Here is a 14,136-nt window from a genome sequence, read left to right as displayed (position 1 = left end):
GCTGCTGAGGTTGCGCGCGGGCGCCGTCGCGCTACAGTAACCAAGAGATACTTCACGTCAGGAGGAACACATGAACAACGATTCCGTCAATGAGATTACAGGATTGCGATGGCCGCAAACCGCTATGGAGCAGGCATGAGCGCGTCGAAGGTGTGGTTCACCGGCCTGCGCACGCGTCCCGGTCACAATCTGCTGGACAAGACCGAGGCTGTGATACGCGCCGCCGGCGTCACAGACATCGACTTCAAGGACAAGTTCGTTGCGCTCAAGCTGCACCTGGGAGAGCCCGGCAACCTCGCCTACATTCGCCCCAACTACGTCGCGCGTGTCGTCAGGCTGATTCGTGAACTGGGCGGCAGGCCCTTTCTGACCGACTGCAATACGCTGTATACGGGAGGCCGCTCCAATGCGGTCGATCACCTGCAGTCTGCCCAGGAGAACGGTTTCAACCGTATCACCGTCGGGGCAGACGTCATCATCGCCGACGGCCTCAAGGGCACGGACTACCGCGAGGTGCCCATCCATCTCAAGCGCTGCGAAACTGCCAAGATCGGCACTGCAATTGCCGACGCCGACATCATTGTCTCGCTTACGCACTTCAAGGGTCATGAGCAGGCCGGCTTCGGGGGCACGCTCAAGAATATCGGCATGGGCAGTGGCTCGCGGGGCGGCAAGATGCAGATGCACTCTGAATCCAAGCCGCGTATCGACGTCGTCAAGTGCGTCTCCTGCGGCACCTGCGTCCGTTCCTGCCCGCAGGTCGCAATCGGATGGAACGCCGACCACAAGGCTGTCATCGACTACACGAAGTGCGTCGGCTGTGGGCAGTGCGTCGCGGTCTGCATGTACGGCGCCGCGCCCCCCGTGTTCCAGGGGACCAACGACGCGCTCAACGAGAAGATCGCGGAATATGCCTATGCCGTCCTGCATGGCAAGCCGGCGTTCCACGTCAGCTTCATCATGAACGTCAGCCCCAGCTGCGATTGCTGGGACCTCAACGATGCAGCCATCGTGCCCGATATCGGCATTGCCGCGAGCTTCGACCCGGTGGCCCTCGACCAGGCGTGCGTGGACCTCGTCAACAGAGCCGTCGCCAACCAGGGAAGTGTGCTTGCCGACGTTCACTTCGAGCACGGAGACAAGTTCACACACGTCCATCCCGAAACGCACTGGGAATCCCAGGTCGCCCACGCCGAGGAGATCGGACTGGGCACGCGGCGGTACGAGCTGGTGGCCGTCGAGTAGGACCTTCCTCAAGACACGTCCCTTCCAGGCGCCGCACCTGGTCTGGTGCGGCGCCCTTCTCTGGCCGGCCGGCCGATCCTGTTGCAAGAGTCAACAATTCCTCTATCCTTTGTGCACGAGCATCCAGTGGTAGAAACCCATGAGGAGGGCTTTGTGGCTCGAGTTCGACCGACGGGAATGAAGGCGTTTACACTCATCTGGGCTGGTCAGGTGGTCTCGCTTGTCGGGTCCGCGATGACCGCTTTCGGTATAAGCGTGTGGGCGTGGCAGGTGACGGGTCATGCAACCGCCCTGAGCATCGTTGCGTTCTTCAGTTTCACACCCACTATCATCATGAGTCCCATCGCCGGAGCGCTGGTCGACCGGTGGAACCGCAAGGTGACCATGGGGGTGTCGGACGTAGCGTCAGGACTGGGCACGGTCATCATGCTCATCCTGTACGTCACCGGGCACCTGCAGATCTGGCACCTCTGCGTCGTGGGGGTGTTGTCCGGGACGTTCCAGGCATTCCAGTGGCCGGCGTATCAGGCCGCTATCAGCACTATGATGCCCAAGGAGAAGTATGGCCGGGCTGCGGGCATGATGTCGCTGGCGCAGAGCGGTTCCGGCATCCTTGCGCCCATCATTGCGGGTGCGATCGTCGTGACGTGGGGCCTCGTGCCGATCTTTCTGTTCGACATCGCTTCATTCTGCATCGCCGTCGCATTGCTGGTGGCGGTCAATGTTCCCTTTCCTTCACGATCTCAGGAAGGCGAAGAGGCACGCGGCAGCCTCTGGAAGGAGACGGTCTTCGGCTGGCGCTACATCGCGGCACGCCGGCCACTGCTCCTGCTGCAACTCAGCTTCTTTGCATCGAACCTCGTCGCGATGGTGTGCCTGACGCTGTGGACCCCGATGATCCTGGCGCGGACCAGTAACAGTGCGACCACACTGGGCATCGTCAACACGGTGTCCGCCGTCGGCGGTGTCGTCGGAGGTGCTCTCATGACGGCCTGGGGTGGACCGCACCGCAAGGTGTACGGCGTCCTGTGGGGAATGGTGTTGGCGTCCGTCCTGGGCATCATGCTCATGGGGTTTGGCCGAACGCTGCCCATCTGGCTCATTTCCGGGTTTCTCGGATCGCTCATCATCCCATTTCTCAACGGTTGCAGCGACGCTATCTGGCAGGCGAAAGTGCCACACGACGTGCAGGGCAAGGTCTTTGGCACGCGCATGATGATTGCACAGGTCTCGGTGCCCGTGGCCATGCTGACCGCTGGACCACTGGCCGACCTGGTATTTGAGCCCTGGATGATGCCTGGAGGGGTCTTGACAGGAATCTTTGGCCCACTGGTCGGCGTCGGCCGTGGGGCCGGCATGGCTCTCATGTTTGTGCTGTTTGGTGGCGTGGCGCTGCTAGTGAGCGTCGCGAGCTTCATGGTGCGCGACATCCGCGATGTGGAGATCCTGATTCCGGACTATGTTCCACCCGGCGAAGAAGTGCCTGGAGCAGCGATTTCTGTGCTTGTTGAGGCAAATGTCGCCAATTGAGCCGTGTGCGCAATAAGCGTGGCGAAGTCCGTATCGTGTCTCCAGAAGCGGTGTTGCTGGCTATGCGACGTTTCGACGTGGTCGCGCGCGGGGGCTTGACATCTTTCATGAAACTTGTTTTGTTGTAGAGTATTGACATCAAGGCTCGGCATCAACGTCAACACCAATCTCAACAAAGGAGATGGCAATGGCTGGAATAACAAAGAAGTCTGCAGAAACAGTAAAGAAGGTCGTCGCTGCTGCACCGAAGAAGGCAGAGAAGAAGGTTGTGCCAGTCGTCAAGAAGACGGTCAAAATCGTGGCGAAGCCCGTCGCCAAGAAGACAGTTGTCAAGGCTGCCGTGAAGCCCGCAGTCAAGGCTCCCGTCGCCAAAGCCCCGGCTAAGAAGGTTGTCGCTGTCAAGGCCGCGAAGCCCGTAGCCAAGAAGCCGGTCGTCAAGAAACCCATAGCCAAGAAGTAGTATACTGATACCAGAACTGTCCTCGCTGTGTCCGCACGTGTGCGGACACAGCGAGGTTGTTTCTCTGAGACGGTCACCATGCTTGTGGACGGTGCCCACACAGGAATTGGCAGGCAGCCCGAACCTGGGCTTGGAGCCCACGATTCGACGCCGCACCAGGTATTCCTGGTGCGGTTCGTCATACTTGGCCCCGATTCCCGGCAATTGATGCGTGTTCTGGGGGATCTACTTTCCACCAAACAGCTCGAAGAACTTGTTTGGTCTGAGACGTAGGAACTTGAAGAACTCCTTGCGACGCAGAACAAGAATGCCCTGGTCCTCAAGGACGACCTGTGCGGGCAGCAGCTTGAGAGTCGTATATCTTTCGAACCCCTCACCGAACAGGTCCCGGAGATCGACCTTTATGCGATCGTCGTGAACTTGGAAGAACCGCTTGTGCGTGTGATACAGGTCGTTCCAGATCCGACGTCCACGGTCGTAGTAATCCTGCAGAACCTCAGCGGGAAACCAGGTAGGCACTTCCTGACCAGCGAGCTTGTAGTATTCCCTGAAGACCGCGCGTGCAGGCGCAAGAAAATCGTGGCCGTCATAGTAGCTGGTCACGTCGCGCATCTTGTCCTGCACCCGCAGGGTGAAGTCCTTGAACAGACCTGCATCCAGCCCGTCGACGACCTCCTGGAAGAAGTGCTCTGACTGGGCGCGGGACTCTTCGACGAAAGCGGCAGTGACCTCTAGATAGTACAGGCGGCGGACGATCTGGTTGTTGGCGCGGAACGTGTTGTTGGTCGTGCCGATGAGACACGGGTGCATGGCGGTCAACTGGTCCGCTAGGTACTTCAGCATACCTTCGCCGCGGTTTCCAGTGCCGGAGAAATATTCCTTGTCGACCTCGTCGATGAGGATGGGGAAAACGCTGGGCGTCGGGTTGTAAGACTGGTCGATGAAGGCGCGGATGCTGGACGGACTCAGCTGCTCGTAGTGGTAGAAGTCACCGCCTCCGCCCAGGAGAATACTGATGAAGCGAAGCAGGTGTGTCTTGCCCGACCAGGCCTTGCCTGCCAGGAGGAGGAACGGCGGTATATCGCCGCGCATCCCCAGATGTTCGCGCTCGATGTCCTCACGTACCTTCCACAGATAGGGCGAGAAGAAGCTGTACAGGATAGCTTCGCCGATGCGTTTCTGATTCGTGACAAGGTCGCTGTCCTGCACCGTGAATTGGCGGTAGGCGTCGAGGAAGCGCCCGATGCGCTCGAGGTATCCTGCTATCTGAGGGCCTTCAAGGAGGCTTCGTGCATAGGGTTCTTCCACGTTACCGTCCCGGTACAGGCGCATATCGCTTCCGACCGTCAGATTGGGCAGCACATCCGGCATTGAAGCCCTGTCTGTCTTCTTTGCCTTGACGAAGAGCTTGCGGACACGTTCGGAATTCTTGGTCAGACTGGCCGTCGACAGGACCTGCTTTCCTGCCGAGATGGGGACGGCGATTGTCTCCACGATATTCTTGAGCAGCACGACCTGTTCTTGCTCAATCTCGATCTGTTGCACGCGCTCCTTGATTTCCTGCACGCAGTCCGAGGGAATGATAAGACCGACCTTGTCGCGCGACAGGGTTTCCTCCAAGATGCGGCTGAAAACCTCTGGCGAAGCATTGGTTAGATCGATGGCAGAGACGCGGCGCTTTGCCTCCTCCGGGATGTAGTCGACGGTTTCCTGCAGAATCTGCTGAACGCGTTGCTCGTACACGTCGCAAGCCGAGGGGGTGTCCCACACGAGTACCTCCTCAAACTGTGCCCCCTGGATGGCGTGCTGTGTCAGGTTGGCGGAACCTATCATGACGCGGCGACCGGCCGGTCCGCTCAACAGGTAGATCTTGGAATGGATGGCGTGCCCCTTAGGGGCATAGCGGACTTCGATGGAGCCGTCACGCACGCGGCCCCGCTGCGAATCGCTAAGGTCGTTCCAGAATGTGAGGGGCGCGTTAGGGTTGAGGAAATCGAATTGCTTGGCGACGTTACCGTCAGGAATCCCCAAGATGAGCGTCACATGCTTGAAACCGTCGGTGACACGGAAGAAGAAGCGTGGTGATGAGACGTAGGTGACCGCGATGAGTCGGTCATACACTTCGGGCTCGAAGAAGGAAAGAAACGTACGATCGGTGAGTCTTCCGTTCCACACGATCTGGCAGTACTTGTTGATGCCGGCGGAGTGCTGACTCTCGCCAAACAGTCCATTGCCCGTTTCCTGTGCCGTTGCCATACCCGCCTCCTGTCGATTTCCCTTTGTAGGCAAAGTATATCACGCAACCGGGAGAGTAGTCTGTTGGTGCAGAACGAGCTTAGAGTCTGTTGCCCGTGTCGATGCCAGAGTTGAGCATGCACAGGATGTCGGGGCAATGTGGATCTTTTGGTAGTGGCGCTTGTCTCCGGGTGCAGCACCCAGGCCGCATCTATCAGGAGCGAGCACGCAAACAAATACGCTGAAAACCCCGATCTGCTTCTGCAATTACACGGAGAATCGCACTTATGGACCGGAGTGTCGGCTATATGGATGGTTTATGGATGAGATATCGTCCTATATACGTCCGATATGCCCACGAAGCATCGCTAGGTCCGCTCGAGGCGGTGGATCACAAGTACTGTGCCCACTGATTTGATCACTACTCGAGAGGAAGCACATAATGCGTTCCCTTGCGAGTTCCCAATCGTTTAAGTTGTCCCGAAGACACCATGACCCTAAGAATGGCCAGTGCCTTCTTGCTGCCCACGACCAATAGGGACTGGCAGTCATGGTTGGTGATGCAGCTGTTCCTGGCGGGCACAGGCGTTGGGTTATCCAGCAGTCCTCGCCGGCATTCACAACGGTCTTGACTTTTTCGAAACGGCTTGCCATAATCTAGTCAATCCAGTCTATCTGGAGGTGGGAGGTCTCGACCTTCGGCGGCCCGCAAGGGCCGCTTTTGTTCTCTCAGACTACGGTAGCCATTTCGTATCGTATCCATCGATTGTGCCGTCTCGTTTTCGGTTGTACTTGGAGTTGCATAACAGGGTAATCACGTCGCGCTCATAGGTGCTGGAGGCGGTTGTACCATTGTGTAGCGCAAGACCGTACCTGAAACTAGGCTGCGCAACCAGATCGGCTATCTGAAGACCCGAAATGTTCGCATCCTTACGCTTGAGTTTCAACTCCCTACTACTGAGCCGCTCGTGGCAGAGACCGGCATCTGCATAGCGTGTTCCTGCGACATACCAATCTGAATAGGCCTTCTTGAGTGCCATGTCCTCGTTTCCACCTCGAGCTTCGGCCAGTACGTCACCCGTTCTGTTCCGTTGGTGTAGCCAAAGGACGTATTTCTCTGTCAAGACTTCGACGCAGTAGCTGTAGGGTTCGTAGGCCCATGAATGGTATTTAGACAAGTGTGCTTGTTTGTCTATTGTGGCCGTGATCACAGTGTAGTCCCATCGCGAGAGTAGGCTTAGCAGGTCGCTGTTGAAGACGCTTCTCTGACCCGGGTCCCTCAGGAATGCGAATTGTCCTGTGCAGCTATGCATATCGCATCGGTGGAGAATCACAGGATCGTCGTCATCAAGTGACCAGTACCTTTGTTTGAAGGCCGTCAGGTCCGGTGTGATGGTCGAGCGATGGTAGTCTGAGTCAACTATGACTCCGGTCAACGAAAGGTACCGGTTGCTGGCAGATACATTTCGCATTGATGCAGAGCCACACTCGTCTATATACATGCGGCAAGACGGTTGGGATGCCATCGGCGCCTACGAGAGAGATTCTCTAAGTCTCTTGATCGCCTCGTCGACTTCCCTGCCCTTCTGCTCGATGAGGTCGAGCAACTCGGCAGGGGTGCGCGTGTCGACGTCAACTCTGGCGTGTGGGTTCACGGCCTTGATGTCATAGCCCTTGGCTTCGATAAGGGCGACCGCAACCGGCTGTGTTGAGGGATTGACGCGCACGCGCAGGGTGTAGTCGATACGCCCCTTCTTCTCCTTGACCGGTTTGCCATCGACGATCTGCACGCTACCGGCGGATTCCTCACGCTTGATGAGATCCTCCGTCCACTGGCGCGCATGCAGTGCCGGGTCAATCAGTTTCGCTCGCGTGTCGCTTTCGCTCAAACTCATTGTGGCAGATGCCCCCTTCAGTTGGCAGAATCTGGTCGAGACTATACTTCTATACTACACAGAAACCGTAGACGGGCAATTCGGGGAAACCCATCAACTTGCGCCCAGTGTCAGACTGTGGTCCAACGCATGTGCAAACGACTCATTCAACTTCTTGGCCAACCTTTGAACAAAACGGTAGGCATTCACATAATTGTCTACTGAATTGCTGCATAGATCTGCAAGGGGGTCATCGTGAACGATTGCACATCTCTTCCGATAGAGTTCCAGTACTGCGAAGCGTTCGTCCAGAATGGGCTTGTTTGTTGGTTGTTTGAACGCATCCTGCGCTTCCTGTTCCCCCATGAGATCAAGATACAACGAGACAAAGACGTATCGTGTTCTGAAGGTCCACTGGATTTTGGTTGAATCGCTCTTGTCCCGGCCAGGTGCGGGGACCTGCCCTGTATGATAGCGTTCGCCTTCGCCACCAGGTCTTGGTTGCCAGTCTTGCCGAGGACGGGTGTCAAGGACTTGAGCAGGTCGTCTAGGACGGTAACAGCGAATACTATGGTTGCATTAAACACAAACCGGAAATAGTCCTCGGGCTCATCAATGGGATCTGGAGGCAGTGGAATACGCAGATATGTCGCGTAGGCCCGCATTTGTGTATCGTGTTTTTGGGCGTCTGTGTGCAACTTTATCAGGAGGTTGAATACTTTAAGTAGGGTTAGAAGACGTTCCGATGCAGTTTCAGCAGAAGACGAGCTAACTTCGGCCGATGGTAGAGCCACCGTTTTCCTAAGTGGTCCGGTAGCCATATCAGGCACCCTTGTGGTCGGCTGTCGGCACGGATCTCCGGTCGCGCCCTTCTGCCTCCTCTGTACCAGCGTTGAGAACGCGCAATATGTCACTCGCTTCATACACCTTTCCGTAGCGCCGCGCATCGCGGGGTCTCAGGATGCCTGCTTGTTGCAGTCGATCGACGTGCAGCTGTGCAGTGCGGTAGGTAACCCCAAGGAACTTCGCTGCTGCCGGCACTGTGACAAACGGCTGTTCCATGAGACTGTCTGCGAGCCGGAGCGTGAGTGCCGAGGTCCGGGGCTGGGACTCCAGCTGCAGATGCCACGAGTCTCTGAGGTCCTGCAATGAGCTCAGCCTGCTCAACGTGTCGTATGATTCACTGATGACTGCAGAGAGGAAGAACCGGACCCATTCGAGCCACTTACCGCGCGTGCTGACACCGAGGAGCAGGCGATAGTAGGTATCTCTGTTGCGGTCGAAGTAAGCGCTGAGGTACAGCAGGGGTGACGGAAGCAGGCTCCACTGGACCGTGAGGAGTGCAAGGAGGAGGCGGCCGACGCGTCCATTTCCGTCGACGAACGGATGGATGGCCTCGAACTGGTAGTGGACCAGCGCGAGCCGGACCAGCTGTGGATACTCCGGGGCACGGTGAATGTATTTCTCCAGGTCCCCGAGTGCTTCTGTCATGGCGTCGACTGGAGGCGGGACATACGTAGCCTCATTCAGGGTACAGCCTGCGGGGCCAATCCAGTTCTGCGTGGTCCTGAGCTCGCCTGGCGTGGCCTGCTCACCACGCACCCCCTTCATGAGGTGACGGTGCAGCTCGCGGATAAGCCGAGTGCTGACAGGGAGGGACTCGAGGCGGCGCAGACCGTACTCGAGTGCGACAACATAGTTGTAGACCTCGTGCGCATCTTCGTTGTCAGAGGAGCCTTGCCGCGGGGGGAACGGCAGCCGGTCCGCCTCATAGCGGTACAGGTCGTCGAGCCCGGACTGGATGCCCTCGATATGTGACGACAGTACGGCTTCCCGCCTGAGAAGGGGTTTGACAAGCAAGGCCGAATTCTTCACGAAATGTCCGATTCCGGCGAGTTGCCCCAGTGACTGATCTGCCTGGGACAGCAGAAGCAGCGTATCTGCATCAAGCTCAGCACGTGGCGGCAGTGGGTCGGGAATGTAGGCCACATACTTCGACGCATCCCTGCCAATGGGTGTCAGACGCCCTGGACTGTCGCGCGCAAACGTAGTTACATTCATCCGGCCACCTCGTTGTGTATGGAAGTACAATTCGTCCTTCTGAAATTATACCTTATCCGACAAAAATACAATTCTCATCGTGTCTGGCCTAGCCCCTTGAGTTTGCCTTCTGCGAACTACACTGAATATGGAAGGGCATCTGCTGAGATTGTCTGGAGGAACTGATGGAAGGACTGCTTTCCTGGCTGTTGGAAGGGTCGTCGTGGATTCGGTACCGGGCGCTGGTGGACCTGGCGGGCGAGCCGGAATCGTCACCTCATGTCCAGGCTGCCCGACGAGGCATGCTGGAAGACCCGCAGGTGTCAGGTCTGGTACAGGAGCTGCAGGAATGGCCGGGTACCGTCCTCAACAGTCACAAGTCAGCTGGCCAACTGTATCACAAGCTCAAGTTCCTGGCGGACATCGGCGTCCGTGTGGACGACCCAGGCATGCGCCATGTCGCGGATCTGGTCATGGCGCACCAGTCGGCGCAAGGACCCTTCCAGTTGCCAATGGCTGTCTCTGCAGCGCATGGAGGGACTGGACGCGAGGGGTGGGCGTGGGCGCTGTGCGACGCGCCGGTCATCGTCGGGTCGCTTTGCACCATGGACATGAGCGACGACACGCGGGTACGGGCGGCCGTGGCCCATATTGCAGGACTGGCGCGCGCAAGCGGATGGCCGTGCTGCGTCTCGCCTGAGCTGGGCTCGTTCAGGGGACCGGGCCGCAAGGACGACCCGTGCCCATATGCCACACTTGCCGTCTGTGAGATGGAGCTGGCTGCAGGTTTGCCAAATGAGGAACAAGTGCGCTTCGGCGCCGAGGCGCTGCTGAGTCTGTGGAGTAGTCGGCGCGAACGCCATCCGTACATGTTCTACATGGGGACGGACTTCTGCAAGCTCAAGGCACCCCTGATCTGGTATGATATCCTGCACGTCATGGACGTTCTGTCGCGCTTTCCCTGGCTCAGGGACGACCCGCGGCTGCGTGACATGACGTCAGTGATGGCGGCGACGGTGGATTCAGATGGACGCGCGACGCCCGGATCGGTGTGGACGGCCTGGAAAGACTGGGAATTCGGTCAGAAGAAGGTTCCGTCGCGCTGGGTCACGCTGCTCGTCGAGCGCGTGCGACACCGCATGAAGGACTGACGGAGGTGTCAGATATGGAGACGATCGATCTTCGCAAGCAGATGAAGGACCTGTGGAACCCGCCGGTGGGCAAAATGGTCCTCGTTACCGTGCCTGCCATGCCGTATCTTGTCATCGAGGGGGTCGGCAACCCGTCGACGTCCAGGGCGTTCCAGGAGGCTATCCAGGCACTGTACTCGGCTGCCTACACCATGAAGTTCGGGGCCAAGGCCGCTGGTGTCGCGGAATGGAAGGTGACGCCACTGGAGGCGCTGTGGTGGAATACGTCCGGACGGGACCTGGCTGACGCCGACTTCGCCGCGACGACGCCAGGGGAGATGGCGTGGAAGGCTCTGGTGATGCAGCCTTTGGTCGTGACCGGGGATATGCTGGAGCAAGCGAAGGCTGAGGTCGTTCGCAAGAAGAAGGACGTGCCCGCTCTCGCCCAGGTATGTCTGGAGACGTGGGCTGAGGGATTGTGTGCCCAGACGATGTACGTGGGGCCGTACGAGGGGGAGCGTCCGACAATCGACATGATGCACACCTGGATAGCCGCAAACGGCTACCGCGTGCGAGGTCGGCACCACGAGCTGTACCTGGGCGACCCCAACCGCACGGCACCAGAGAAGTTGAAGACCATCCTTCGACTTCCCGTGGAGAAGGTCAGAGAGTAGCTCAGGAGGCGCCAGGTCTACCGCGCAAGAGGCCGAATAGAAGTCGACGTGTCGTGCGTGGTGTTACGGTCAAGTTCCGGCGCGTCCGCGGGGCCCAAGCCATATGCTGGAAGCAGTTGTCGCCGCTTCCAGCATATGGCTTGCAGCCTATGACTCGATCGTCACCATCCTGCCGACCGGGTCCCACGTGACCGTACAGCCCAGATTCTCGGCGACGAACCGGAGGGGTAATAGCGTCCTGCTGTTGACGATCATCGCAGCAACGTCCAGGGCTACGTTCACGCCGTCCACACGTGCCTCTCTTGAGCCGATCCAGACCTCGACGGTATGCGTGCCGAGCGTCACGGTCGCTTTTCTCTGGACAGCATCCCAGCCGACACTGCCCCCGAGAGCCTCGATTAGGGCCCGAATCGGGAGCAGGGTGCGCCCTTCGCGAATGATGGGCGGCGAATCGAGCGTCGCGCGTCTCCCGTCAACGGACATCACCGACGAACCGATGGTGAGCACCAGCGTGTGCGACGGAGGCGGAGGAAGGACGATGGGGATAGGCTCAAAGACTGCTGTGATAGCGTGATCCGCCGCGATACCGACCAGTTCATATGTGTTGTTGCGCACCAGACCGGTCACATTGGCGCCGTTGTCGGTCAGGAGCACAAGCCGGTATCCTGCGTCGGGCAACACGTTTAGCGTGACACCCTCATCCTCCGCGACCTCCTTTGCTGTTGGAAGGACAGTACCACGTCCTTGTGGCACAGATGCCGTGATCTGGAAACGAACGATGGGGACGTTCACCAGGCGGTACAGGCCGGTGTTTGTGCCAGCATACACCGTGTGGGGCGCCGAAGAGTCCACGGCAAGCGCAGAGACGTTTTCTGTGAGCGCGCCTCCCACCTGAGCCCAGTCGCCGCCGCCATCAATTGACGCATACACGCCACCAGAGGTCATGAGGCCACTGTCGCCCGCGTAGAGAACGGATGGGTTGGCTGGATCCACGGCGAGTGCCGCGATTCCGAAGAAGTACCGGAGAAAGCCCGATGAGTTGAGCCCGGTCCCCTGTGACCAGGTGGCACCGCCATCCCTGGACTTCCACACACCGGCGGTAGTTCCGGCGTAGACCACGTCCGCGGTCACGACGACTGTCAGGACGTCCGCTTCTGAGGAATTGACCTCCATTTTCCCGATGGTTTTCGTCCAGCCAGCGCCGGCGTCAACCGAAACGTACAGTGAGTCTTCGACTGCTGCATAGACTGTCGAGGGTCTGTCTGGGTCAACAGCCAACCCGTCCACGTCGTCACCGGAAATCCCGGACCCAGACGACCTCCAGGTTGCTCCGCCGTCCGTGGATTTCAGGACGCGTCCCTCCGTCATCATACCGCTGTCGCCCGCATAGACGGTCTGTGGATTTGCGGGATCGACCGCCAGTGCGGCAATCGCGTAGTAGTAGCGCAGTATCCCACTACCCGAGAGCATTCCTGAGCCTTGTGACCACAGTGCACCCCCGTCAGTCGACTGGAACACGCTGGCGGAGGTTCCTGCGTACAATCGGCTGCCGTCCCGCGCGGCGGCAAGGGCGAGTACCTTCAGGGTGGTGGACGAGCTCGTCTTGATGCCGGTGCCGTATTGCCCCCAGGTCACTCCTCGGTCCGTCGACCTGAACAGCCCTCGGTCGGTCCCGGCGAAGACGGTACCCGGGCTTGTTGGGTCGACCAGAACGGCATGGACCTTCCCTGCGTCGAGCGAGGTCTTCTGCCACGCTGGTGTCGCCCCTAAGGTGGCTGCAGGGGGCAATAGCAGGCTGGGGACGGTCAGCCAGCCGATGGCGGCCAAGGTAATCAGCACAGCGACTAGACGTCTCATGGACACCTCCCAAGCAAGCATCACTGACGGACAAGGAAGTTCACTACAATTATTATAAACGTACGGAACAAGGGGTCAACGGTCGACCAGCATGGAGGAAAACGCTTGTATTTGGGACAAGGCGCATATACCTGAATATGTCGGAGTGCGAGCTCTGACATGGCGAAGACTGGTGCCCCCGCACGTTGTGGGGCGTTTCAGCTTTCCGGACGCAGCGACTGGGTCACCTGACTCGACCGTGTCGCCCAGGACCAGATCGTCCGCGAGGAACGTGTTGGACTTGTGACTATTGACATGGTTGGATATACTCAGTCAGGAGGTCGCCATGAGGGTCATCGGAGCGGGCTGGACCGATATTGGATTGCAGCGTCACGTCAATGAGGACAGCTTTGCCGTCGTTCAGGAAGGCAAGGAGGTCGAGCGTCAGGGTGCCTGCTATGTCATCTGCGATGGCCTCGGCGGAGCACGGGCAGGAGAGGTTGCCTCTCGCATGGCCGTGGAGACCTTTGTCGCGGCATGGTCTTCGCGGGAGTTGTCGGCCGAAGACACCAGACAGCGTCTGCGGCTTGCGGTCCATGAGGCGAACGCCGTCGTCTACCGCCTGTCGCTGTCGTCGGAGGAGCTGTCGGGCATGGGGACGACGCTTGTGGCGTTCGTTCCTCACGCTGAGCGCGCGTATGTCTGCAACGTCGGAGACAGCAGGTGCTACCGTCTTCGAGGCAGTGTGCTGGCCCAACTCACGGAAGACCACACGATGGCGGCGGATATGGTACGCCAGGGACTCCTGGATCCGGCCTATGCGCGGCAGGTCAGCGAACGGAACATCCTGACCCGGGCCGTCGGGACCGCTCCGCGCGTCGAGGTCGACGTCGTGTCGGACGAACTCCGTGCTGGTGACCGATATCTCCTGTGCTCGGACGGGCTGTGGGGTACGGTTTCCGAGTCAGACCTCAAGGCCGGCCTGACAGGGGGAACACCGGAGGAGACGGTGCGCCGCCTCGTGGATCTTGCCAACACCTGTGGAGGCCCGGACAATTGCACGGCCATCGTTGTGGACGTCCAGGAAGCAGGTGACGTCGCTGACTGAGAGG

11 protein-coding genes and 1 pseudogene are annotated in these 14,136 nt (G+C 59.0%); 6 read left to right on the top strand and 6 right to left on the bottom strand.

Annotated features, from left to right (window positions below; all coding sequences use genetic code 11):
• The first annotated feature begins 135 nt into the window (after window positions 1-135).
• The 3 genes and pseudogenes from C0398_02175 (at window position 136) to C0398_02165 (ending at window position 3,232) form a co-directional block, all read left to right on the top strand.
• Window positions 136-1,245, top strand: a complete 1,110-nt coding sequence (locus C0398_02175) for a 4Fe-4S ferredoxin (GenBank protein ID MBA4364796.1) — start codon at window positions 136-138, stop codon at window positions 1,243-1,245.
• Between the two features lie 177 nt (window positions 1,246-1,422).
• On the top strand, window positions 1,423-2,775 hold the full coding sequence (locus C0398_02170; protein MBA4364795.1) for an MFS transporter: 1,353 nt from the start codon (window positions 1,423-1,425) through the stop codon (window positions 2,773-2,775).
• Window positions 2,776-3,046: 271 nt separating this feature from the next.
• Window positions 3,047-3,232: pseudogene (locus tag C0398_02165) on the top strand (transcriptional regulator).
• Between the two features lie 228 nt (window positions 3,233-3,460).
• On the opposite strand, the gene C0398_02160 reads toward C0398_02165, so the two are convergent.
• The 5 genes from C0398_02160 to C0398_02140 form a co-directional block, all read right to left on the bottom strand.
• Window positions 3,461-5,491 (bottom strand): hypothetical protein, encoded by a 2,031-nt coding sequence (locus tag C0398_02160; protein ID MBA4364794.1) that lies wholly within the window; start codon window positions 5,489-5,491, stop codon window positions 3,461-3,463.
• A 713-nt stretch (window positions 5,492-6,204) separates the two neighbouring features.
• Window positions 6,205-6,996 carry a hypothetical protein gene (locus C0398_02155; GenBank protein MBA4364793.1) on the bottom strand — a complete coding sequence of 264 codons (792 nt, stop codon included), beginning with the start codon at window positions 6,994-6,996 and terminating at the stop codon, window positions 6,205-6,207.
• Window positions 6,997-7,002: 6 nt separating this feature from the next.
• On the bottom strand, window positions 7,003-7,365 hold the full coding sequence (locus tag C0398_02150; protein MBA4364792.1) for a hypothetical protein: 363 nt from the start codon (window positions 7,363-7,365) through the stop codon (window positions 7,003-7,005).
• Window positions 7,366-7,562: 197 nt separating this feature from the next.
• Entirely contained in the window at window positions 7,563-8,165 is a 603-nt protein-coding gene (locus C0398_02145) for a hypothetical protein (GenBank protein MBA4364791.1), read from the bottom strand.
• Between the two features lies 1 nt (window position 8,166).
• Window positions 8,167-9,405 (bottom strand): cell filamentation protein Fic, encoded by a 1,239-nt coding sequence (locus C0398_02140; protein ID MBA4364790.1) that lies wholly within the window; start codon window positions 9,403-9,405, stop codon window positions 8,167-8,169.
• Window positions 9,406-9,569: 164 nt separating this feature from the next.
• On the opposite strand from C0398_02140, the gene C0398_02135 reads away from it, so the two are divergent.
• Window positions 9,570-10,535 (top strand): hypothetical protein, encoded by a 966-nt coding sequence (locus tag C0398_02135; protein MBA4364789.1) that lies wholly within the window; start codon window positions 9,570-9,572, stop codon window positions 10,533-10,535.
• 14 nt (window positions 10,536-10,549) lie between these two features.
• Window positions 10,550-11,188 (top strand): hypothetical protein, encoded by a 639-nt coding sequence (locus tag C0398_02130; protein MBA4364788.1) that lies wholly within the window; start codon window positions 10,550-10,552, stop codon window positions 11,186-11,188.
• Window positions 11,189-11,335: 147 nt separating this feature from the next.
• Here the strand turns inward: C0398_02130 and C0398_02125 are convergent, their stop codons facing one another.
• Window positions 11,336-13,066 (bottom strand): hypothetical protein, encoded by a 1,731-nt coding sequence (locus C0398_02125; protein MBA4364787.1) that lies wholly within the window; start codon window positions 13,064-13,066, stop codon window positions 11,336-11,338.
• 304 nt (window positions 13,067-13,370) lie between these two features.
• On the opposite strand from C0398_02125, the gene C0398_02120 reads away from it, so the two are divergent.
• The gene (locus C0398_02120) at window positions 13,371-14,132 is read left to right on the top strand and encodes a serine/threonine-protein phosphatase (GenBank protein MBA4364786.1); all 762 of its coding nucleotides are present in this window, start codon (window positions 13,371-13,373) and stop codon (window positions 14,130-14,132) included.
• Window positions 14,133-14,136: the final 4 nt, after the last annotated feature.

It is taken from the genome of Coprothermobacter sp., from assembly GCA_013824685.1.
In the GTDB taxonomy this organism is placed as follows: Bacteria; Caldisericota; Caldisericia; order Cryosericales; family Cryosericaceae; genus Cryosericum.
The sequence above is the reverse complement of the archived record's forward strand: the minus strand, read 5'-3'. Positions and strand labels throughout refer to the sequence as shown.